13 protein-coding genes are annotated in these 21,689 nt (G+C 71.7%); all 13 read left to right on the top strand.

Going from position 1 to position 21,689, the window contains the following annotated elements:
* The first annotated feature begins 25 nt into the window (after positions 1-25).
* The 13 genes from ABD224_RS07730 (at position 26) to ABD224_RS07670 (ending at position 21,681) form a co-directional block, all read left to right on the top strand.
* Positions 26-1,045: a rod shape-determining protein gene (locus tag ABD224_RS07730; protein ID WP_067389847.1), complete on the top strand. Its 1,020-nt coding sequence runs from the start codon at positions 26-28 to the stop codon at positions 1,043-1,045.
* 162 nt (positions 1,046-1,207) lie between these two features.
* Positions 1,208-2,161 (top strand): rod shape-determining protein MreC, encoded by a 954-nt coding sequence (mreC, locus tag ABD224_RS07725; protein ID WP_344048268.1) that lies wholly within the window; start codon positions 1,208-1,210, stop codon positions 2,159-2,161.
* Positions 2,162-2,175: 14 nt separating this feature from the next.
* Positions 2,176-2,856: a rod shape-determining protein MreD gene (gene mreD / locus ABD224_RS07720; RefSeq protein WP_344048266.1), complete on the top strand. Its 681-nt coding sequence runs from the start codon at positions 2,176-2,178 to the stop codon at positions 2,854-2,856.
* A gap of 144 nt (positions 2,857-3,000) precedes the next feature.
* Complete coding sequence (mrdA, locus tag ABD224_RS07715) at positions 3,001-5,271, top strand: penicillin-binding protein 2 (RefSeq protein WP_344048264.1); 2,271 nt, start codon at positions 3,001-3,003, stop codon at positions 5,269-5,271.
* The gene (gene rodA / locus ABD224_RS07710; RefSeq protein WP_344048262.1) at positions 5,268-6,467 is read left to right on the top strand and encodes a rod shape-determining protein RodA; all 1,200 of its coding nucleotides are present in this window, start codon (positions 5,268-5,270) and stop codon (positions 6,465-6,467) included. Before mrdA ends, rodA begins: the two co-directional genes overlap by 4 nt.
* Positions 6,468-6,694: 227 nt before the next feature.
* A complete protein-coding gene (locus ABD224_RS07705) occupies positions 6,695-8,212 on the top strand; it encodes a CYTH and CHAD domain-containing protein (protein ID WP_344048260.1) in 1,518 nt (505 codons plus the stop codon).
* A gap of 259 nt (positions 8,213-8,471) precedes the next feature.
* Positions 8,472-10,400, top strand: a complete 1,929-nt coding sequence (locus tag ABD224_RS07700; protein WP_344048258.1) for a TIGR03960 family B12-binding radical SAM protein — start codon at positions 8,472-8,474, stop codon at positions 10,398-10,400.
* Between the two features lie 52 nt (positions 10,401-10,452).
* A complete protein-coding gene (locus ABD224_RS07695; RefSeq protein WP_344048256.1) occupies positions 10,453-11,661 on the top strand; it encodes a hypothetical protein in 1,209 nt (402 codons plus the stop codon).
* Positions 11,662-11,762: 101 nt separating this feature from the next.
* Complete coding sequence (locus tag ABD224_RS07690) at positions 11,763-12,548, top strand: TIGR03936 family radical SAM-associated protein (protein WP_344048310.1); 786 nt, start codon at positions 11,763-11,765, stop codon at positions 12,546-12,548.
* A gap of 277 nt (positions 12,549-12,825) precedes the next feature.
* Positions 12,826-17,475 carry an Rne/Rng family ribonuclease gene (locus tag ABD224_RS07685; protein ID WP_344048254.1) on the top strand — a complete coding sequence of 1,550 codons (4,650 nt, stop codon included), beginning with the start codon at positions 12,826-12,828 and terminating at the stop codon, positions 17,473-17,475.
* A gap of 417 nt (positions 17,476-17,892) precedes the next feature.
* Positions 17,893-19,008: a DegT/DnrJ/EryC1/StrS family aminotransferase gene (locus ABD224_RS07680; RefSeq protein WP_425580934.1), complete on the top strand. Its 1,116-nt coding sequence runs from the start codon at positions 17,893-17,895 to the stop codon at positions 19,006-19,008.
* Between the two features lie 44 nt (positions 19,009-19,052).
* Positions 19,053-20,030 carry a Gfo/Idh/MocA family protein gene (locus tag ABD224_RS07675; protein ID WP_425580936.1) on the top strand — a complete coding sequence of 326 codons (978 nt, stop codon included), beginning with the start codon at positions 19,053-19,055 and terminating at the stop codon, positions 20,028-20,030.
* Positions 20,020-21,681, top strand: a complete 1,662-nt coding sequence (locus tag ABD224_RS07670) for a glycosyltransferase family 2 protein (protein ID WP_344048248.1) — start codon at positions 20,020-20,022, stop codon at positions 21,679-21,681. Before ABD224_RS07675 ends, ABD224_RS07670 begins: the two co-directional genes overlap by 11 nt.
* Positions 21,682-21,689: the final 8 nt, after the last annotated feature.

Here is a 21,689-nt window from a genome sequence, read left to right as displayed (position 1 = left end):
CAGACGAATCCTGATGGGGAACTCAATGTCGTTCATCGGCCGTGACATGGCTGTCGACCTCGGGACCGCCAACACGCTGGTGTACGTCAGGGGTCGCGGGATCGTACTCAACGAGCCGTCCGTCGTCGCGATCAACACGAACACCGGTGGCATCCTCGCGGTCGGCGCCGAGGCGAAGAAGATGATCGGGCGCACGCCGGGCAACATCGTTGCCGTACGTCCCCTGAAGGACGGCGTCATCGCGGACTTCGAGATCACCGAGCGGATGCTCCGCTACTTCATTCTGAAGATCCACAAGCGGCGGTATCTGGCTCGTCCGCGGGTCGTGGTCTGCGTGCCTTCCGGCATCACCGGCGTCGAGCGCCGTGCCGTCATCGAGGCCTCCACCCAGGCCGGCGCCCGCCAGGTGCACATCATCGAGGAACCGATGGCCGCGGCCATCGGCTCCGGCCTGCCGGTCCACGAGGCCACGGGCAACATGGTGGTGGACATCGGCGGCGGCACCACGGAGGTCGCGGTCATCTCGCTCGGCGGCATCGTCACCGCCCAGTCCATCCGTGTCGCCGGCGACGAGCTGGACAACGCGATCATCCAGCACGTCAAGAAGGAGTACTCCCTTCTGCTGGGCGAGCGGACGGCGGAGCAGATCAAGATCACGATCGGCTCGGCGTACGACCTCGGCACCGACGAGCACACCGAGATCCGCGGCCGGGACCTGGTCTCCGGGCTGCCGAAGACCGTCGTCATCTCGGCCTCCGAGGTGCGCAAGGCGATCGAGGAGCCGGTCAACGCGATCGTCGACGCGGTCAAGACGACACTCGACAAGTGTCCGCCGGAGCTGTCCGGCGACATCATGGACCGGGGAATCGTTCTGACCGGCGGCGGGGCGCTGCTGCGCGGCCTGGACGAGCGGCTGCGCCAGGAGACCGGCATGCCGATCCACATCGCCGAGGACCCGCTGGACAGCGTGGCGCTCGGATCGGGCAAGTGCGTCGAGGAGTTCGAGGCGCTCCAGCAGGTCCTCGACGCCCAGCCACGCAGATAACACAACTTTTCGATTCCGCCGTACGAGCCGATCCTCCTTCGTACGGCGGATCGTTGATATAGAGGCATAAACTCCCGCAAAAGGGCCCCTTGGGATCGCGCTCAAGGCCAGCGCTTCTCGGGGGCCACCCGGTTCCTATGAGGAAGGGCACGGCCGTCGCACGTGAGGGACACGAAAGAGAGCCGGCTACTCCTGGTGCTGTTGGTCGCCATCGCGTTCGCGCTGATCACAGTGGACATCCGCGGTGGGGAGAACTCTCCCGTGGACGGCGCCCGGCAGGCCGCCGCCACCGTCTTCGGCCCGGTCCAAAGCGGCATGTCGGCCGTGGTGAACCCGGTCGGCAACGCGATTTCCGCGGTCCGCGACTCCGGGGAGCGCCATGACCGGCTCGCCGCGCTGGAGAAGGAGAACGCCGCCCTCAAGGCCGAGCTCGGCAGCGACGACCGCAACCGCAGCCGGCTGAACCAGCTGGACAGGATGCTGAAGCTGGCCGGGCGGGGGCAGTACGGCATCAAGGGCGCCCAGGTCATCGCGATAGGAGCCGCGCAGGGCTTCTCCTGGACCGTCACCATCGACGTGGGCGCGAACGACGGCATCAGGCGCGACATGACCGTTCTGAACGCCGACGGCCTGGTCGGCCGCGTCACCACCGTCGGCCCCGACACCGCCACCGTCCTGCTCGCCAACGACCCCGACTTCACCGTCGGGACCCGCATGGAGGGCAGCGACGAACTCGGCTTCGCCTCCGGTCAGGGCGACCGTCCGCTGCGTGTGCAGCTGCTCAACGCCAAGGCGGACGTGAAGAAGGGCGACCGCCTGGTCACCTTCGGCTCGCAGGCCGACCGCCCGTTCGTGCCCGGTGTCCCGGTCGGCGTGGTCTCCCGCGTCGACCCCTCCGGCGGCGACCTGACCCGCACCGTGTACGTCACGCCGTACGTCTCCTTCACCAAGCTCGACATCGTCGGTGTCGTCGTACGCGCCCCGAAGAAGGACCCGCGCGACGAGGTGCTGCCGCCCAAGCCCAGGCCGACCCCGACGCCCACGGTGACCGTGACGGTCACCCCGTCCGCCGACGCCTCCGCCGATGCCCCCGTCACCGGCCGGCCGCAGCAGTAGGAGCCTGAATTCCCATGCGTCTCAACCGGATCCTGCTCTCCACCGCGCTGGTCGTCGTCGCCCTGATGATCCAGGTGAGCGTCCTGGCCCGGCTGCATCTGCCCGGTGCCGTCCCCGACCTGCTGCTGCTCACCGTCCTGGCCCTGGCCATGGTCTACGGCCATGTCGGCGGCGCCCTCGTCGGCTTCGGCGCCGGACTGCTCGCCGACATCGCCCCGCCCGCCGACCACGCCGCCGGCCGCTACGCCCTGGTGCTGTGCGTCATCGGCTACCTCGCCGGGCTCATCAAACCCGAGACCGGCCAGGTCAGGACGGCCGCCGGCCCCATGGCCGTGGTGGTCGGCGCCGCCATCGGCTCCACGCTGCTGTACGCCGGTGTCGGCGCCCTCGTCGGCGACACCACGGCCCGTCATGTCGGCCTGCCCGGACTGCTGCTCACGGCCGCCGTGTACGACCTGCTGCTCGCCCCCTTCGTCGTCCCCGCCGTCATGGCGCTGGCCCGGCGCACGGAGAACGACCCGCTCGCCGAGACCACCTCCACCTCGAAGAAGGCGGCCGACATCTCCTCCGGCTGGATCTCCTCCGGCACCGGACTGCACATCGGCGGCCAGCGCAGCGCGTTCGGCAGCCTGAAGACCAAGGCCCGCGCCCGCACCACCCGGATCGGCCGCATCAAGGGGGTCAAACGGCTGTGACGGAAAGGACGCTGACGGCCCGCCGGAAGGCCGGTCCCCTCGCTTCGCCGTACCCGACCCGTCCACCCACCGAGAGAGGGAGGCAGCGCCCGTGACCGTCCACCCGTCTCCCCCCGCCGCTCTTGTGAGGAGTGGGCGTCGCCCATGACCAACATTCCCGAGACCGGCCGGACCCCACGGGTCCAGACCCGGCTTGTCATCATCCAGATCCTCGTCCTCTCCCTGCTCTGCACCCTCGGCGGCCGGCTGTGGTACCTCCAGATCCGCGAGGGCGCCCACTACCAGAAGCAGGCCTCCGGCAACCACGTCCAGCAGGTCGTCCAGCCCGCCGTGCGCGGCGCCATCCTGGACGCGCGCGGGGTGCCGCTCGCCGACAACGAGACCCGGCTGGTGGTCTCCGCCTCCCGCACCGAGCTGCTCAAGCAGAAGGACGACGGCAAGGCGGTCCTCACCAAGCTCGCCGGTGTGCTCGGCATGGACGTCACGGAGGTCATGCAGAAGGTCCGGCTGTGCGACAGCAAGACCCCGCAGCCCTGCTGGAACGGTTCGCCCTACCAGCCCATCCCCATCACCGACGAGGCCACCCCCAAGCAGGCCCTGCAGATCCGTGAGCGCGCCGAGGACTTCCCCGGCATCACCGCCGAGCCCGTGGCCGTGCGCCGCTACCCCGGCCCCGGCAAGGCCAACGCCGCCCAGGTCCTCGGCTACCTCTCGCCGGTCACCGACGAGGAGATCCAGCGGGCCAAGGACACCGACTCGCCCTATCTGCGCTCCGACATGGTCGGCCGCTCCGGCCTGGAGCGGCAGTACGACCGGGAGCTGCGCGGCAAGGCCGGCGTCACCCGCTACGAGGTCGACAACCTCGGCCGGGTCATCGGCAAGGCCAAGTCCGACCCCGCCGAACCCGGCTCCACCCTGGTCACCAGCCTCGACGCCCGGGTCCAGCGGATCGCCGAGCACGAGCTGGACAAGGCGATGAAGGCCGCCCGGACCCAGTGGGACAGGAACACCAACAGAAGGTACGAGGCGGACTCCGGCGCCGTCGTCGTGATGGAGGCCAGGACCGGCCGGGTCGTCGCCATGGCGTCCGCGCCGGCGTACGACCCGAACGTCTGGGTCGGCGGCATCTCCGCCAAGGACTACCGGGCGCTCACCGGCAAGAACTCCCACTACCCGCTGCTCAACCGGGCCATCCAGGGCCAGTCCGCGCCCGGATCCACCTTCAAGGTGGTCTCCACGGCCGCCGCGGTCGCGGCCGGCTACGACTTCAACGGCAAGTACCCCTGCACCAGCTCCTACTCGGTCGGCGGGCAGGTCTTCAACAACTTCGAGGGGGAGAGCTTCGGGTCGATCACCCTCGGCCGGGCCCTGGAGGTCTCCTGCGACACCGTCTTCTACTACCTGGCCCACACCGAGTGGAAGAAGGACGGCGGCATCAACCCCAAGAAGAACCCCAAGGACCACTTCTACCGGACCGCCCACCGGTTCGGCCTCGGCAAGAGGACCGGCATCGACCTGCCCGACGAGGTCACCGGCCGCGTCCCCGACCGCCGCTGGAAGGAGGAGTACTGGGAGGCCAACAAGGACGCCTGGTGCAAGACCGGCAAGAAGGACGGCAGTTACGTCGAGAGGATCGCGTACGAGAACTGCCTCGAGGGCAACAAGATGCGCGCCGGTGACGAGATCAACTACTCCATCGGCCAGGGCGACACCCTTGTCACCCCCGTCCAGATGGCCGTCATCTACGGGGCTCTCTCCAACGGCGGCACCATGTACACCCCGACCATCGGCAAGGCCATCATCAGCCCCGACGGCAAGCGGGTCACCGAGATCAAGCCCAAGTCCCACGGCAAGCTGCCCATCAGCAAGGCGACCCTCAAGATGATGGACGAGGCCCTGGAGGGCGTGGCCACCCGCGGTACCGCCGCCTGGAAGTTCACCGGCTGGCCGCAGGACAAGATCCCGATGCACGCCAAGACCGGTACCGCCGAGGTCTACGGCAAGCAGACCACGTCCTGGCTGACCACCTACACCAAGGACTACACGGTCGTCATGACCATCTCCCAGGCCGGTACCGGTTCCGGTGCCTCCGGTGAGGCGGTGCGCAACATCTACAGCGCGCTGTACGGCGTCCAGCCCGACGGCACCATCGACAAGAAGAAGGCGCTGCTGCCCACTCCGCAGAAGGGCCTGCCCAAGATCAAGCCGGACGGCTCGATCAGCGCTCCGAAGATCTCCGCCGACCCCGCCAAGGATCTGGAGAAGGCGGCCGAGCAGGCCACCCAGCAGCCCACCCAGCCGGGCGCCACGCCGGACGGGCAGCAGCCGCCCGCGACCACGACCACGCCTCCCACGGGCAACCGCGCCACCCGCAGGCGTGCGCGCCGCAGGGGAAGCCGGAGGATGATCGTATGACCGGCGTGAACAGCTTCTCCGTCTCCGGCTACGGACCCGAGCGGGCCCGCTGGACGCGGCTCTTCGCCCGTGACTCACTGGCCCGCCGGCTCGACTGGCCGATGCTGCTGTCCGCGCTCGCGCTGTCCCTGATCGGCTCCGCCCTGGTCTACTCGGCCACCCGCAACCGCACCGAGCTCAACCAGGGCGACCCGTACTACTTCCTGGTCCGGCACCTGCTGAACACCGGCATCGGCTTCGCCCTGATGGTCGGCACCGTCTGGCTCGGCCACCGCGCCCTGCGCAATGTCGTGCCGGTCCTGTACGGGATCTCGGTGCTCGGGGTGCTGCTGGTGCTCACCCCGCTCGGCGCCACCATCAACGGCAGCCGCAACTGGATCGCCCTCGGCGGCGGCTTCTCCCTGCAGCCCTCGGAGTTCGTGAAGGTCACGATCACCCTGGGCATGGCGATGCTGCTCGCGGCCCGGGTCGACGCCGGCGACAGCATGTACCCCGACCACCGGACGGTCCTGCAGGCGCTGGGCCTGGCCGCCGTACCGATCGTCATCGTGCTGCTCATGCCCGACCTCGGCACGGCTCTGGTTCTGGTGACCATCGTCCTGGGCGTACTGCTCGCCTCCGGCGCCTCCAACCGCTGGATCTTCGGTCTGCTCGCGGCCGGTGTCGCCGGCTGCATCGCCATCTGGCAGCTGAACATCCTGGACGAGTACCAGATCAACCGGTTCGCGGCCTTCGCCAACCCCGACCTCGACCCGGCCGGCGTCGGCTACAACACCAACCAGGCCCGTATCGCCATCGGCTCCGGCGGGCTGACCGGCGCGGGCCTCTTCAAGGGCTCGCAGACCACCGGTCAGTTCGTGCCCGAGCAGCAGACCGACTTCATCTTCACGGTCGCGGGCGAGGAACTCGGCTTCGTCGGTGCCGGTCTGATCATCGTTCTGCTCGGGATCATCATGTGGCGCGCCTGCACCATCGCCCGCGAGACGCCCGAGCTGTACGGCACGATCGTCGCCGCCGGCATCGTCGCCTGGTTCGCCTTCCAGTGCTTCGAGAACATCGGCATGACCCTCGGCATCATGCCGGTCACCGGTCTGCCCCTGCCGTTCGTCTCCTACGGCGGCTCGGCGATGTTCGCGGTGTGGGTGGCGGTGGGGCTGCTGCAGTCGATCAAGGTGCAGCGGCCGATGTCGGCGTAGCCTCCGAGGGCCGCGCCCTTCACGGGTGCGGATGCGGGAGAGGGGAGGGGAGGAGCGGGGAGCAGAGGCTCCCCGGTGGCGAGTGGCGAAGATCGGCGAAGGGCGCCCCTGGGCTTTTGCCCCGGGGCATCCGGGCCGCGCCCGGAGCCCGGACCCTGGGCTCGCACGGCCCTTTCCGGGCCCTCGGCGCACTGCCGCGCCCGGCCGGGCGGTACTAAATTCGGTTCATGACGGACATCAAGCGCGAAATCGAGCGCAAATACGAGTCCGACGCCGGAGTCCTGCCCGACCTGACCGGTGCCGGCGGGGTCGCGGCCGTCCTCGACCGGGGCGTCGCCGACCTGGACGCCGTCTACTACGACACCGCCGACGAACGCCTCGCCGCCGCCGGAGTCACCCTGCGCCGCCGCACCGGCGGCAGCGACGCGGGCTGGCACCTGAAGTTCCCGGTCGCGCCCGGCGTACGCGACGAGATCCACGCCCCCCTGTCCGACACCGTGCCGACCGCCCTGGCCGCACTCGTCCGCTCCCGCGTCCGGCGTCACGACCTGCTGCCCCTGGTCCGCATCCGCTCCCGGCGCACCCTCAGCCATCTCGTCGGCGCGGACGGCACGCTGCTCGCCGAGGCCGGCGTCGACGAGGTGCGCGCCGAGCGGCTGAACGGCGACGGCCGCACCGCCCGGTGGACCGAGATCGAGGTGGAACTGGCCGACGGCGGCGACCCGGCCTTCCTCGACACCGTGGAGAAACGGCTGCGCAAGGCGGGCGTACGCCCCTCCCCGTCCTCCTCCAAACTGGCCCGCGCCCTGGCCGCGACCGCCGGGCCGGACCGTCGTCCCGAGCCGTCCGGGGAACAGGCCCCCGTGACGGCCGGCGACCACGTCCTCGCCTATCTGCGCGCCCAGCGCGACGCCCTCGTCGCGCTGGATCCCGCCGTCCGCCGGGGCGTGCCCGACTCCGTGCACCGCATGCGCGTCGCCACCCGCCGCCTGCGCAGCACCCTGCGCACCTACCGCAAGGTCCTGGACCGGTCCGCCACCGACCCCCTGCGCGAGGAACTGCGCCGGCTCGGCGGCGAACTCGGCCTCGAACGCGACCAGGAGGTCCTCGCCGAACGCCTCGCCGCCGATCTGGACGCCCTTCCCGGCACCCTGGTGACCGGCCCTGTCCACGACCGCCTGCACACCTGGTCCCGGGCCCGCCGCAGCGGCCTGCGGGGCCGGCTCGTCGCCGTCCTGGACAGCCGGCGCCATCTGGAGCTGCTCGACGCCCTGGACGCGCTGCTGGCCGCCCCGCCGCTGCGCCCGGCGGCCGCCGGACGACCGGCCAAGGTATTGACCAAGGCGGTACGGAAGGAGCACAAGAAGCTCTCCGCCCTGCTGGAGCAGGCCCTCGCCCTGCCGCCCGGCCCCGACCGCGACCTCGCCCTGCACGAGGCCCGCAAGCAGGCCAAGGCCGTCCGGTACACGGCCGAGGCGGCCGTCCCCGCCCTCGGCGCCCCGGCCGCCGGCCTGGTGAAAACCCTCAAGGCGCTCCAGGACCTGCTCGGCCGGCACCAGGACAGCGTCATGGCCCGCCGGGCCCTGCGCGACCTGGCCGACCAGGCGCACGCGGAAGGGGAGAACGCGTTCACCTACGGGGTGCTCCACGGCCGCGAGGAGCAGCGCGCGGCGGCGTACGAGGCGGAGCTGCCGGCCTTGTGGAAAGCGGCCGTGACCGAACACACGGCCAGTCGTTTGATCTGACGCACGGCTTCCCTGGCGACGCGGCGGTGTTCCGCCCCTGGAAGCCCGGGAGTTCGGGGATCGGGAGTTGGGAGCTGTCGGGGAGTTGGGGACCTGGGGACCTGGGGAGCCCGGAACTCCTGGGAGCCCGGGAGTCCCGCGAGGCCCCTTGCGCTCCGCGCTCCTGTGGCCGCGGGGCTCGGACGGCGTCGTGCGGGGGATGCCCCGCAGCGCGTTACGCTTGAGGGTCACCCCGTCAGCTCACGAAGGTAAACCCACGATGTCTGTCGAGTCGGTCTTCCCGCAGCTCGAGCCCCTGCTCCCCCACGTGCAGAAGCCGATCCAGTACGTGGGCGGCGAGCTCAACTCGATCGTCAAGAACTGGGACGACTGCGACGTCCGCTGGGTGCTGATGTACCCGGACGCCTACGAGGTGGGTCTGCCCAACCAGGGTGTGCAGATCCTCTACGAGGTCCTCAACGAGCGCGAGGGCGTCCTCGCCGAGCGCACCTACAGCGTGTGGCCCGACATGGAGGCGCTGATGCGGCAGCACGGCGTCCCGCAGTTCACGGTCGACAGCCACCGCCCGGTACGCGCCTTCGACGTGCTCGGCGTGTCCTTCGCCACGGAGCTGGGCTACACCAACATGCTGGCGGCCCTGGACCTGGCGGGCATCCCGCTGGAGGCACGTGACCGCACGGACGACGACCCGATCGTGATGGCCGGCGGCCACGCGGCCTTCAACCCCGAGCCGATCGCCGACTTCATCGACTGCGCGGTGCTCGGCGACGGCGAGCAGGCGGTGCTGGAGATCACCGAGCTCATCCGCGCCTGGAAGGCGGAGGGCCGCCCCGGCGGCCGCGAGGAACTCCTCTTCCGCCTGGCGAAGACGGGCGGGGTCTACGTCCCCGGCTTCTACGACGTCGAATACCTCCCCGACGGCCGCATCGGCCGGGTCGTCCCCAACCGGTCGGGCGTTCCGTGGCGCGTGTCCAAGCACACGGTGATGGACCTGGACGAGTGGCCGTACCCGAAGCAGCCGCTGGTGCCGCTGGCGGAGACCGTCCACGAGCGCATGTCGGTCGAGATCTTCCGCGGCTGCACGCGCGGCTGCCGCTTCTGCCAGGCCGGCATGATCACCCGCCCGGTGCGCGAGCGCTCCATCACGGCCATCGGCGAGATGGTCGACAAGGGCCTGAAGGCGACGGGCTTCGAGGAGGTGGGCCTGCTCTCCCTGTCCTCCGCGGACCACAGCGAGATCGGCGACATCACCAAGGGCCTGGCCGACCGCTACGAGGACGACAAGATCGGCCTCTCGCTGCCCTCCACCCGGGTCGACGCCTTCAACATCGACCTGGCCAACGAGCTGACGAGGAACGGCCGCCGCTCGGGCCTGACCTTCGCCCCGGAGGGCGGATCGGAACGCATCCGCAAGGTCATCAACAAGATGGTCTCGGAGGAGGACCTGATCCGCACCGTCGCCACCGCCTACGGCAACGGCTGGCGCCAGGTGAAGCTGTACTTCATGTGCGGCCTGCCCACGGAGACGGACGAGGACGTCCTGCAGATCGCCGACATGGCGTCCCGCGTGATCCAGAAGGGCCGTGAGGTCTCCGGCTCCAACGACATCCGCTGCACGGTCTCCATCGGCGGTTTCGTCCCCAAGCCCCACACTCCGTTCCAGTGGGCGCCCCAGCTCTCGGCGGAGGAGACGGACGCCCGCCTCGAAAAGCTCCGCGACAAGATCCGCAGCGACAAGAGGTACGGCCGCTCGATCGGCTTCCGCTACCACGACGGCAAGCCGGGCATCGTCGAGGGCCTCCTCTCCCGCGGCGACCGCCGCGTGGGCGCGGTCATCCGCGCGGTCTACGAGGACGGCGGCCGTTTCGACGGCTGGCGCGAGTACTTCTCCTACGACCGCTGGATGGCCTGCGCGGACAAGGCGCTGACCCCCCACGGGGTCGACGTCGACTGGTACACCACCCGCGAACGCTCCTACGAGGAGGTCCTCCCCTGGGACCACCTCGACTCCGGCCTCGACAAGGACTGGCTCTGGGAGGACTGGCAGGACGCCCTCGACGAGACGGAGGTCGAGGACTGCCGCTGGTCGCCCTGCTTCGACTGCGGGGTGTGCCCGCAGATGGACACGCACATCCAGGTCGGGCCGACCGGCAGGAAGCTGCTGCCGCTGACGGTCAAGAAGTCCTGACCGGCCGGGCGCGACCGGGATCCGGAGAACGGGACACCGCGTCCTTCCCGGTGTGGAACTCGAAAAAGCGGGGGCAGGAGAACGGCCGGCCGAGGGGTGCCTGGTAACGGCGATCCGGCTGCCCGTACGGATCGTCGTCCTGGTGCTGGTCGTTCCGGTGCGCATGGGATGGGACGCGCTCGTCGCGGGCGGGCGGTTCCTGCGGGACACCGTGCTGCGGCCGGTCGGGCGGGGTCTGGCCTGGCTCGGACGGGCGGTGTTCGTCCGGCCATGGGTGGCGCTGTGGCAGCACGTCGCCGTACCCGTCGGCCAGGCGCTTGAGTGGCTCGGGCGTGTCCTGGTCGTCGTGCCGCTCGTGTGGGTGGACCGGCGGGTGCTGACGCCAGTTGGGCATGCGCTTGTGCGGGTGGTGCGGGCGGCCGGGAAGGCGCTGGCGTGGATCCGTGCGCGGGTGCTGACACCGGTCGGGCACGCGGTGGTGCGGGCGCTTGAGTGGCTGGGGCGTGTCCTGGTCGTCGTGCCGCTCGTGTGGGTGTACCGGCGGGTGCTGACACCGGTCGGGCACGCACTCGTATGGGTGGTGCGGACAGCCGGGCTCGTGCTCGCCGCCGTGGGGGCCGGAATGCTCGCGGGAGTGTGCTGGGCCGGGCGGTGGCTGCTCGTCGCCCCCGCGGTGTGGCTGTACACCTGGGTCCTCGCGCCGGCGGGGCGGGGGATCGCCTGGTGCGCCAGGGGACTGCGGTGGGTGCTCGGAAGGATCGCCGTCGGAGCCCGCACGGCCCTGTACTGGACCGGCCGGGTCCTGTTCGTCCTGCCCGCGCTCGCGCTGTGGCAGTGGGTGCTCGTCCCCCTCGGGCGCGTCCTGGCCGCCGTCGGCCGGGAGATCGCGGACGCCCTCGGGCACGCCTGGCGGGTCGCGGGACGGATCTCGCTCGTCGTCGGGAGGTTCCTGAGGACCCTCTTCCGGTGGATCTTCGTGCAGCCCCTGCGCTGGGTGTACCGCACGGTGCTCACTCCCGTCGGGCACGCCGTCCGGGACGCCGTGCTGCGCCCCGCCGCCCAGGCCGCACGTCATGCGGCCCGCATCGGCCGGGAGGCATTCGCCGCCGCTCGTGAGATGGCCCGGCAGACTCGCGCCGACCTGCGCAAGGCGCTCTTCGGGGCACCCCGGCCGCATGCCCGGCGGGAACCCGAGGCGGCCGGGGCGCGTACTCTAGACAGAGGAACCGGGCGCGAAGCGTCCCCGCCGACCCGGGGATGACCGCAGGAGGTCAGCCCCACGCGCCACGGACCGTCCGCCGTACACGAGGAGAAGTTCCACTGGGCAAGCGACAGCCCGAAGGCCCGCCGCCCGCACCTGTGGTGCAGCGCATCCGACTGCGCTACACCAAGCGTGGCCGCCTTCGGTTCACCAGCCACCGTGACTTCCAGCGCGCCTTCGAGCGTGCGCTGCGCCGTGCCGAGGTGCCGATGGCGTACTCGGCGGGGTTCACGCCGCACCCGAAGGTGTCCTATGCCAATGCCGCACCCACCGGCACGGGCAGTGAGGCGGAATATCTGGAGATCGCGCTCACCGCGCCCCGCGACCCGGAGCGCCTGCGCGTGCAGCTCGACGAGTCGCTGCCCACCGGGCTGGACGTCGTCGAGGCGGTCGAGGCCCGCACTCCGGGATTCGCCGACCGGCTGACCGCTTCCGTGTGGGAGCTGCGGCTGGACGGCGTCGACCCGGCCGAGGCCGCACGCGCGGTCGCGGCGTTCAACGGCGCCGAAACCGTCGAAGTGCAGCGTCTGACCAAGAACGGCATGCGCACCTTCGACGCCCGGTCCGCGGTCGTGAAACTGGAGAGCGTACCCGCACAGGGTTCGGCGGCTGATGGGCCGACCGACCGGCCCTGTGCGATACTGCGGCTGGTTGTCCGGCACGTGACGCCTGCCGTACGACCCGACGACGTCCTGTCCGGTCTCCGCGCCGTGGCCGACCTGGCGCCGCCGGTCCCCGCAGCGGTGACCAGGCTGGCGCAGGGGCTGTTCGATGAAGAGACCGGCACGGTGACCGACCCGCTCGCGCCCGACCGCGAGGCAGGCGGGGCCGCCCCGGCCGATGCAACAGGGGCCGCCGCTCCTGCCGCCGCGAAGGCGCAGGTGTAGGGGCGGCTCCGCGCAGGGATGGATGTCGAAGCGCCGCCCTTGTACTCGGGAGCCACCTGGGTCGGGCAGCGCACCGACCAGAAGACTTTCGCCAGGCCGTGCACGACAAGGCGTACGGAACCGGCGAGACAGGACACAGAGAGCTCCCGTGCGGCGCCCGCGCCCCGGACGGCGGCCATCGCGCACCGCGCGGCCGCGGACGTCAACGGCGTTCGATCGACGTGATCGGCACCGGACCAGGCGCGGCGCCCGGGAGCCTGACGGGAGATACGCCCGCATGCTCGAACCGACCGAACCCGTCGAGGGTTCCGAAGAACTGAACACTCCCAGCGACACCCTGCCGCCGCGTCGTCGGCGCCGCCGTGTCGCTTCCCGCCCGGCGGGCCCGCCTGCCGTGTCCACCGAGACACCGGCCGAGATCACGACACCGGCCGTGCCGGTGACCGAGACCGCGGAGGCCACAGAGCCTACAGAGCCCGCGGAGGCCGTGGAGACCACGGAGCCCGCGAAGCCCGAAGAGACCGCGAAGCCTGCCGAGGCCGAAGAGACCGCACCGGAGGCGGAGGAGCCCGCCGCGGTCGCTGCCGCCGGTGCCGAGGCGCAGGAGACGCAGGAGGCGCAGGAGACTCAAGAAGAGGCCGGGACCTCCGCTGCGGAGGCGCCCGCGCCCGCGCGTCGTGGACGCCGCAGGGTCTCCGTGCCCGCCGGAGCTCCGAGGACCGCCCAGGGCGAGGCTGCCGAGACCGTGGTTCCGGTGGTGATCACCAGCCGGGCGTCGGCCGGGGCCGACGAGACCGCCGACGAGGTCCTCCCCGGATCCGTCGAGGTCGGCGAGGCCGCCGCTCCGCGGCGGCCCCGTCGGCGTGTCACACGCAGTGTGTCCACGCCCGCCCCGGCTCCCGCGCCGGCGACCGTGACGACCGCGAGCCCGGAGAGCGCACAGACCACAGAGACCGCAAAGATCACGGAGGCTGCGAAGTCCGCGGAGCAGCAGGCCGCTGTCGAGGCGCCTGCCGCCGCGGCGGCCGAGGAGGCGGAGAAGCCGGCTCCGCGACGTCTGCGGCGGCGTGTGACCCGCCGGGCGTCCGCCCCCGCGGGGGCACCGGCGTCTGCCGAGACCGCGCGGACCACGGAGACCACGGAGACTGCGAAGGCCACGGAGAGCACGGAGACCGCGGAGGCTGCGAAGTCCGCGGAGCAGCAGGCCGCTGTCGAGGCGCCTGCCGCCGAGTCCGGGGCTGCCGCCGAGGCGGCGAAGGAGACGGAGAAGCCGGCTCCGCGTCGCGTGCGGCGGCGTGTCACCCGCCGGACGTCCGCGCCCGCCGTCTCGTCCACGGACGAGACGGAGCCCGAGGCCGGCACCCCGGCCGAGGAACCCGCGCCGCGGACGCCTGCCGCCGGTGAGCCCGCCTTCCAGCCTCCCGCTGTCACCGAGGCGCCCACCGAGCCCGCCGCCGACGCGCCGCAGGCCTCCGCCGAGGAGACCGGGACGCGACGCGTCCGCCGCCGGGTCGTGCGACGTGCCGCGACCGGGTTCGCCGAGCCCGCCGCCCCGGAGCCGCCGGCCCCCGAGGGAGAGATCCCGCGCCGGCCCCTTCGGCCCGCCATCGCCGTGTTCCAGCCGCCGGTCTTCACCGAGCCGATGTTCCAGACCCCGGAGCGGGCAGCCGCCGCTGCCGCGGCCGAGGCCATGGAGGACGACGAGGACTACTCGGAGTACCCGGAGTATCCGGAGGACCAGGCCGAGCAGGGCACCTCGCGGCGCCGCCGCCGTCGCCGGCGCTCCGGCCGCGGCGAGGAGCCCGGGGCCCGGGCGGCCGAGGACGCCGACGAGTCCGCCGAGGAGACGGAGGAGCCCGAGGACACCGCCACGGGCGAGGAGAGCGAGGAGACCGGTTCCCGCCGTCGTCGCCGCCGCGGTGGCCGCCGCCGTCGCCGGGGCGAGTCCGCAGAGTCCGCGGAGTCCGCCGAGAGCGCGGAGACCGCCGAGACCGGTGGGGGCGAGGAGCCGGAGGAGAGCGCCGCGTCCGCCGCCGAGCCGTCCGAGCAGTCCGAGCAGCCCGGACAGTCCGAGCAGCCTGAGCCGACTGAGCGGGCCGCGCAGGACGTGCAGGCCGCCGAGGACACCGCGGAGCAGCCCGAGGAGGGCTCCGAGGAGACCCACGCCCCGGAGCAGGCCGAGGGCGGCGAGGCACAGCCGGCCGGCATCGGGACCGTCCCCGGCACGGGTTCCAGCAGCAGCCGTCGCCGTCGTCGCCGCCGTCGCCGGGCCGGTGACGCCGCCGTCGACACCGAGCCGTCCGCCGACGACCCCGAGCGCACCGTCGTCAAGATCCGCGAGCCGCGCAAGCCCGCGGAACCGGTCGACGAGGTGCAGTCCATCAAGGGCTCGACCCGGCTGGAGGCCAAGAAGCAGCGCCGCAGGGAAGGCCGTGAGCAGGGACGCCGGCGCGTCCCGATCATCACCGAGGCCGAGTTCCTGGCCCGCCGTGAGGCCGTCGAGCGTGTGATGGTCGTACGGCAGCAGGGCGACCGTACGCAGATCGGCGTCCTGGAGGACGGCGTGCTCGTCGAGCACTACGTCAACAAGGAGCAGTCGACCTCGTACGTCGGCAACGTCTACCTCGGCAAGGTGCAGAACGTCCTGCCCTCGATGGAGGCCGCCTTCATCGACATCGGCAAGGGCCGCAACGCCGTGCTGTACGCCGGCGAGGTCAACTTCGACGCGCTGGGACTGGCCAACGGCCCGCGCCGCATCGAGACCGCCCTGAAGTCCGGGCAGTCCGTGCTCGTGCAGGTCACCAAGGACCCCATCGGGCACAAGGGTGCCCGTCTGACCAGCCAGGTCTCCCTCCCGGGTCGTTACCTCGTGTACGTCCCCGAGGGCTCGATGACCGGCATCAGCCGCAAGCTGCCCGACACCGAGCGGGCCCGGCTGAAGAGCATCCTCAAGAAGATCGTCCCCGAGAACGCGGGCGTCATCGTGCGCACCGCCGCCGAGGGCGCGAGCGAGGAGGAGCTGCGCCGGGACGTCGAGCGGCTGCAGGCGCAGTGGGAGGACATCCAGAAGAAGGCCAAGAACGGCGGCGCGCCGACGCTGCTGTACGGAGAGCCGGACATGACCGTCCGGGTCGTGCGCGACATCTTCAACGAGGACTTCTCCAAGGTCGTCGTCAGCGGTGACGAGGCCTGGGAGACCATCCACGGGTATGTCTCGCACGTCGCCCCGGACCTCGCCCCGCGTCTGCAGCGCTGGACGAGCGAGGTCGACGTCTTCGCGACGTACCGGATCGACGAGCAGCTCGCCAAGGCCCTGGACCGCAAGGTCTGGCTGCCCAGCGGCGGTTCGCTGGTGATCGACCGGACCGAGGCGATGGTCGTCATCGACGTCAACACCGGCAAGTTCACCGGCCAGGGCGGCAACCTGGAGGAGACGGTCACCAGGAACAACCTGGAGGCGGCCGAGGAGATCGTGCGCCAGCTGCGGCTGCGCGACCTCGGCGGCATCATCGTGATCGACTTCATCGACATGGTCCTGGAGTCCAACCGTGACCTGGTGCTGCGCCGCCTGCTGGAGTGCCTGGGCCGGGACCGTACGAAGCACCAGGTGGCCGAGGTCACCTCGCTGGGCCTGGTGCAGATGACCCGCAAGCGGGTCGGCCAGGGCCTGCTGGAGTCGTTCTCCGAGACCTGCGTCCACTGCAACGGCCGCGGTGTCATCGTCCACCTGGACCAGGTGACCAGCGGCGGTGGCGGTGGAAGCAAGCGCCGCAAGCGCGCCCGTGCCGGTGCCGAGCAGCCGCACGAGCACGAGGCCGCGGCGACGGAGACCGCCGCCCGGACCGCCGAGGAGGAGGCGGAGGCCGAGACGGAGGCCGCCGCCGAGGCCCCTGCCGGGACCGTCGCCGCGCCGAGTGCCCCGCCCGCGCTCGAGATGGCCCCGGACGAGGAGCTGTACAGCAGCGTCGCCGAGGCGGAGGCCGCGGCGAGCAGGGGCCGTGTCCGGCGCCGCGGGAGCCGGCGGGTGTCCGCTCCGGCGGGCGAGCCGAAGGCGGCTTCGACCGACGGCGCTCCCACGGCTCAGGAGGTCACCGTGACGGAGACCGCCGAGCGGCCGGTGCACCCGGAGCCGGCCGAACAGGTTCAGGCCGACCCCGTGGCCGTCGAGGACCCGGCCGTCCCGGCGTCCCCGGCGGAGGAGGCCCCGCCCGCCGAGGAGGCCGAGGCCCCGCCTGCGGAGGAGGCCGCCCCCAAGGCCCGTACGCGCCGCCGTGCGACCCGCAAGGTGTCCGCACCGGCCGGTTCCCCGGAGGGTGCCGAGGCGGCCGTGGTGACGATCCCGGAGACCGCTCCGGCCCCAAAGGCCGCGTCCGAGCCCGCTCAGGCGGAGGAACAGCCCGTCGAGACCGCCGCCCCGGCCCGCCCCCGCCGCCGCGCCGTGCGCAGGGCCACCGCGCCGACCGCTCCGGAGGACACGGCCGTCGTGGTCGTCCCGTCGGGCACGGCGGAGGCACCGACAGAGGCGACGGCGGAGGCGACAGCGGCCGAACCCGCGGAGCCGGTGACCGAGGCCGCCGCCGAGGCTCCCGAGGAGCCGGCGGAGGCGACAGCCGAGCCCGCCGCCGAAGCGCCTGAGCCGACGGAGCCCGTGACCGGGGCCGCCGCCGAGGCCCCCGGGACGGCGGAGGCCGAAGCCGCCGAGGAGGAGGCCGCCCCGGCCAAGAAGGCGACCCGCAAGGCCGCCAAGAAGGCCACGGCGAAGAAGGCCGCCACGAAGAGGACGGCCGCCAAGAAGACCGCCGCCAAGAAGGCGACGGCCAAGAAGGCGGCGAAGGCCGCCAAGACGGCCACGGCCGCGAAGAAGCCGGCGCCGAAGACGGCGGCCGGACAGTCGGCGCTGTCCGTCTCGGCCTCGACGGAGGACTGACCTGGAAGGACCGACCGGCTCGCACCGCGCGGGACACCGATGCACCGTCCATCGGTGTCCCGCGCACGCGCGCCCGGACCCCCTCGCGGCCCAGGACTCCACGTGGCCGAACCAAGGTCACGCTGCTGAGCCCCTCGGGGAGACTGTTGTTCGAGCGCTGGTAACGTACTTTCCGGCCCCGGCACCGACGAGCACGCCCGCCGGGTCTCAGCCGGACTGCCCGCCCGGTCCTTCGGCCCGCAGTCGAGGCTGGTTTCCCGCGGGAAACTCTGGAGGTTCGAGCGAGAGCCGTCCGCAGTCGGCAGACCGCGGACTTCCGGGATGCGGACGTGCGCGCTCGACGCCCAGCACGCTCCCTTCCCGACCCATGCATGACGTGGTGCGCCTTCGAGGTCACCGAAGAGGAGGGGGATGTCGGTGAGCGACGTCCAGGAACCGATACCGGCCGCCAAGCCGGTCATCGACGACGAGGAGATCGAGGCCGCGATACGCGTGCTGCGCAGCGGCAGGGTCGTACAGGGTCCCGAGGTGGCCGCCTTCGAGGAGGAGTTCTCGGAGCTGGTCGGCGGTCGTCACTGCGTGGCCGTCAACTCCGGCACCTCCGCGCTCCACCTGACGCTGCTCGCGCTCGGCATCGGCCCGGGTGACGAGGTCGTCGTGCCGTCGTTCTCGTTCGCCGCCTCCGCCAACGCCGTCCGGCTCGTCGGGGCCGACGTGGTCTTCGCCGACATCGAGGCCGACAGCTTCTGCCTGGACCCGCGGGCCGTGGAGGCGGCCGTCACACCGCGCACCGCCGCGATCATGCCGGTCCACCTGTATGGTCACCCGGCCGCCATGGACAAGATCATGGCCATCGCCGAGCGGCACTCGCTGGCCGTGGTGGAGGACGCCTGCCAGGCGCACGCGGCCTCGCTGCACGGAACGCCGGTCGGCGCCTTCGGCACCGCGGGGGCGTTCAGTTTCTACCCGACCAAGAACATGCACAGCCTCGAGGGCGGCATGATCACCACCGCCGACGCGGATCTCGCCCGCACCCTGCGCCTGCTGCGCAACCAGGGCATGGAGCAGCGCTATGCCAACGAGATCGTCGGCGCCAACATGCGCATGACGGATGTGGCCGCCGCGATCGGCCGGGTCCAGCGCACCAAGCTCGCCGGCTGGACCGAGCAGCGCATCGCCAACGCCGCGTACCTGACGGAGCACATCACCGCACCGAACGTGGTGACCCCGTCCGTCGCCGAGGGCGCCCGGCACGTCTACCACCAGTACACCGTGCGCGTCCGCGGCGACCGCGACGCCGCCATGGCCCGCCTGACCGAGGCCGGCGTCGGCAACGCCGTGTACTACCCGACCCCGATCCACCGGCTCAAGCCCTACTGGGAGCCGGACCAGAAGGCCGGCCGCACCTGGGACCTGCCGGAGACCGAGCGCGCGGCCGCCGAGGTCGTCTCGCTGCCGGTCCACCCGTCCCTGTCGGCGAACGACCTGGAGCGCATCGTGTCCGCCGTGAACGCGCTGGGAGAGCAGCAGTGACCACCACCGGTGCCCTGCGGGCAGGGCTCGTCGGTCTCGGCTCGATGGGGCGTCACCACGCCCGGGTCCTGGCCGGGCTGGAGGGCGTCGAGTTCGTCGGCGCCGTCGACCCGATGGGCGACAAGCACGGCGCCGCTCACGGCGTGCCCGTGCTGAGCACCGTCCAGGAACTGATCGACCTCGGGGTCGACTACGCCGTCGTGGCCTGTCCCACGGGGCTGCACGAGGAGGTCGGCCTGGCGCTCGCCGAGGCCGGTGTCTGCGCGCTGATCGAGAAGCCGGTCGCCGACACCGTGGAGGGCGCACGCCGCCTGGTCGAGGCCTTCGAGTCGCGCGGCCTGGTCGCCGGCGTCGGGCACATCGAGCGGTGCAACCCCGCGCTGCGCTCGCTGCGGACCCGGCTGGAGGCCGGCGAGCTCGGCGACGTCTACCAGGTCGTCACCCGCCGCCAGGGCCCCTTCCCGCACCGCATAGCCGACGTCGGCGTGGTCAAGGACCTGGCCACGCACGACATCGACCTCACCGGCTGGGTGACGGGACGCCGGTACGCGTCCATCGCCGCGCACACCGTCTCCAAGAGCGGCCGCGAGCACGAGGACATGGTTTCCGCGGTCGGCCGCCTCGACGACGGCACGATGGTCAACCACCTGGTCAACTGGCTGAGCCCGCTCAAGGAGCGGTTCATCTCGGTCACCGGTGAGCGCGGCTGCTTCATCGCCGACACCCTCACCGCGGACCTGACCTTCCACTCCAACGCCGCCGTGGCGACGGAGTGGGAGACCCTGCAGACCTTCCGCGGGGTGTCGGAAGGCGACATGATCCGCTACGCCATCCCCAAGCGCGAGCCGCTTCTGGTCGAGCACGAACTGTTCCGCGACGCCGTGCTCGGCAAGCCGGCCGACATCTGCACGCTGCGCCAGGGCATGCGGACGGTCGAGGTCGCGGTGGCGGTGCTCGAGTCGGCGATGGGCAACCGCAGTATTTCGCTTCAGTCGGAGGACCTGGTGTCCCATGGGAGCTGAGAGCTCGGCACAGAGAGCCCCCGCTGTCAGTGTCATCGTCGCGGTGTACAATACTATGCCCTATCTGACGGAGTGCCTGGACTCCCTGATCGGGCAGAGCATCGGCCTGGACCAGCTGGAGATCGTCGCTGTCGACGACGGTTCCACCGACGACAGCGGGCAGGAACTCGACCGCTTCGCCGAGCGGTACCCGGACACCGTCAAGGTGATCCACCAGGCCAACTCCGGCGGCCCGGCCGCCCCCAGCAACCGGGCGCTGGAGGTGGCCACGGGCCGGTACGTCTACTTCATCGGCTCCGACGACTACCTCGCCCCGGAGGCGCTGGAGCGCATGGTGGCCTGTGCCGACGAGCACGGCTCGGACGTCGTCGTCGGCAAGATGGTCGGCACCAACGGCCGGTACGTCCACCAGGCTCTCTTCAAGGAGAGCAACCCGGATGTCGATCTCTACGACTCCGCGCTGCCGTTCACTCTCGCCAATACCAAGCTGTTCCGCCGCGAACTGGTCGAGCGGCACAAACTGCGCTTCCCCGAGCACCTGCCCGTGGGCAGCGACCAGCCGTTCACCATCGAGGCCTGCGTACGCGCACGGAAGATCTCGGTGGTGGCCGACTACACCTGCTACTACGCGGTGAAGCGGGGCGACGCCAGCAACATCACCTACCGCGCCGATCACCTGACACGGCTGCGCTGCACGGCGGAGATCATGGACTTCACGGCCGGGCTCATCGAGCCGGGCCCCAAGCGCGACGCCGTCCTGCGCCGCCACTTCACCTGGGAGCTGGCCAAGCTGGTCCAGGACGACTTCCCCGCCCTGGACCGCTCCCTGCAGCGCGAGATCTGCGCGGGCATCGCGCGGCTCGCCGACACCTACTTCACCGACGGCATCCGCGACGCCATGGACGTCAAGCGCCGGGTGCGCATCTGTCTGGCCCGGGCCGGCGCCATCGACGCCCTGTGCGAGGCGATCACCTCGGAGAAGGAGAACGGTGCCCCGCCGTTCCTTCTCGAGGGCGAGCGCGCCTACGCCCGCTACCCGGGCTTCCGTGACCCGCTGACCGGACTGCCCGACCGCTGCTACGAGATCCTCGGAGAGGCGGTCTCCGCACAACTGGCCAAGGGCACCGAGCTGCTCGCCTCCGACTGGGAACAGCAGGGCGAGAAGCTCACCTACACGGCCTCCGTGCGGGTACCCGTCCTCGGTGACGTGGACAGCGCCGTCCTGCGGCTCGTCCAGGGGGCCATGCCCAAGTCGGCGGACAAGGCGGGGGCCCGCAGGCTGCCCGCCGACCGCAGCCTGCCGCAGCCGGAGGGCACCCTCACCCGGGAGCCCGCCGAGGACGGCGCCACCGTGCTGCACGCTCGCATCCCCCTGGAACAGCGCACCGCCAAGCGGGGCCTGCGCGTGTACGTGGATGTCGCCGGCTCCACGTACGAGATCCCCGTCAGGGGCAGGGGCAAGCCCATGCCGCTGGCCCGCCGGTGGGGCGCTTTCGAGGACCCGTACCGGGCGTCGGCCCTGGTGAATTCCAAGGGGCGTGTGGTGATCGACACGGCTCCGCTGCACCCGCCGAAGAGGTCATTGCCCTCCCGTGTGGGGAAGGCCCTCACCCGGCGTCTGAAGTCCCGACCAGGCTCCAAAAGGAAGTAACGACCGCC

Origin of the sequence: Streptomyces thermoalcalitolerans (assembly GCF_039525155.1) — a bacterium.
GTDB classification, from domain to species: Bacteria; Actinomycetota; Actinomycetes; order Streptomycetales; family Streptomycetaceae; genus Streptomyces; species Streptomyces thermovulgaris.
Note: the sequence above shows the minus strand (reverse complement) of the source record. Positions and strands in the feature narration are given on the sequence as shown.

What these genes read in the sequence shown, in the direction of transcription:
- ABD224_RS07730 (WP_067389847.1), top strand. Translation starts at nt 26, where the DNA reads ATGTCGTTCATCGGCCGTGACATGGCTGTCGACCTCGGGACCGCCAAC.
- mreD (WP_344048266.1), top strand. Translation starts at nt 2,176, where the DNA reads ATGCGTCTCAACCGGATCCTGCTCTCCACCGCGCTGGTCGTCGTCGCC.
- mrdA (WP_344048264.1), top strand. Translation starts at nt 3,001, where the DNA reads ATGACCAACATTCCCGAGACCGGCCGGACCCCACGGGTCCAGACCCGG.
- rodA (WP_344048262.1), top strand. Translation starts at nt 5,268, where the DNA reads ATGACCGGCGTGAACAGCTTCTCCGTCTCCGGCTACGGACCCGAGCGG.
- ABD224_RS07705 (WP_344048260.1), top strand. Translation starts at nt 6,695, where the DNA reads ATGACGGACATCAAGCGCGAAATCGAGCGCAAATACGAGTCCGACGCC.
- ABD224_RS07700 (WP_344048258.1), top strand. Translation starts at nt 8,472, where the DNA reads ATGTCTGTCGAGTCGGTCTTCCCGCAGCTCGAGCCCCTGCTCCCCCAC.
- ABD224_RS07685 (WP_344048254.1), top strand. Translation starts at nt 12,826, where the DNA reads ATGCTCGAACCGACCGAACCCGTCGAGGGTTCCGAAGAACTGAACACT.
- ABD224_RS07675 (WP_425580936.1), top strand. Translation starts at nt 19,053, where the DNA reads ATGGGGCGTCACCACGCCCGGGTCCTGGCCGGGCTGGAGGGCGTCGAG.
- ABD224_RS07670 (WP_344048248.1), top strand. Translation starts at nt 20,020, where the DNA reads ATGGGAGCTGAGAGCTCGGCACAGAGAGCCCCCGCTGTCAGTGTCATC.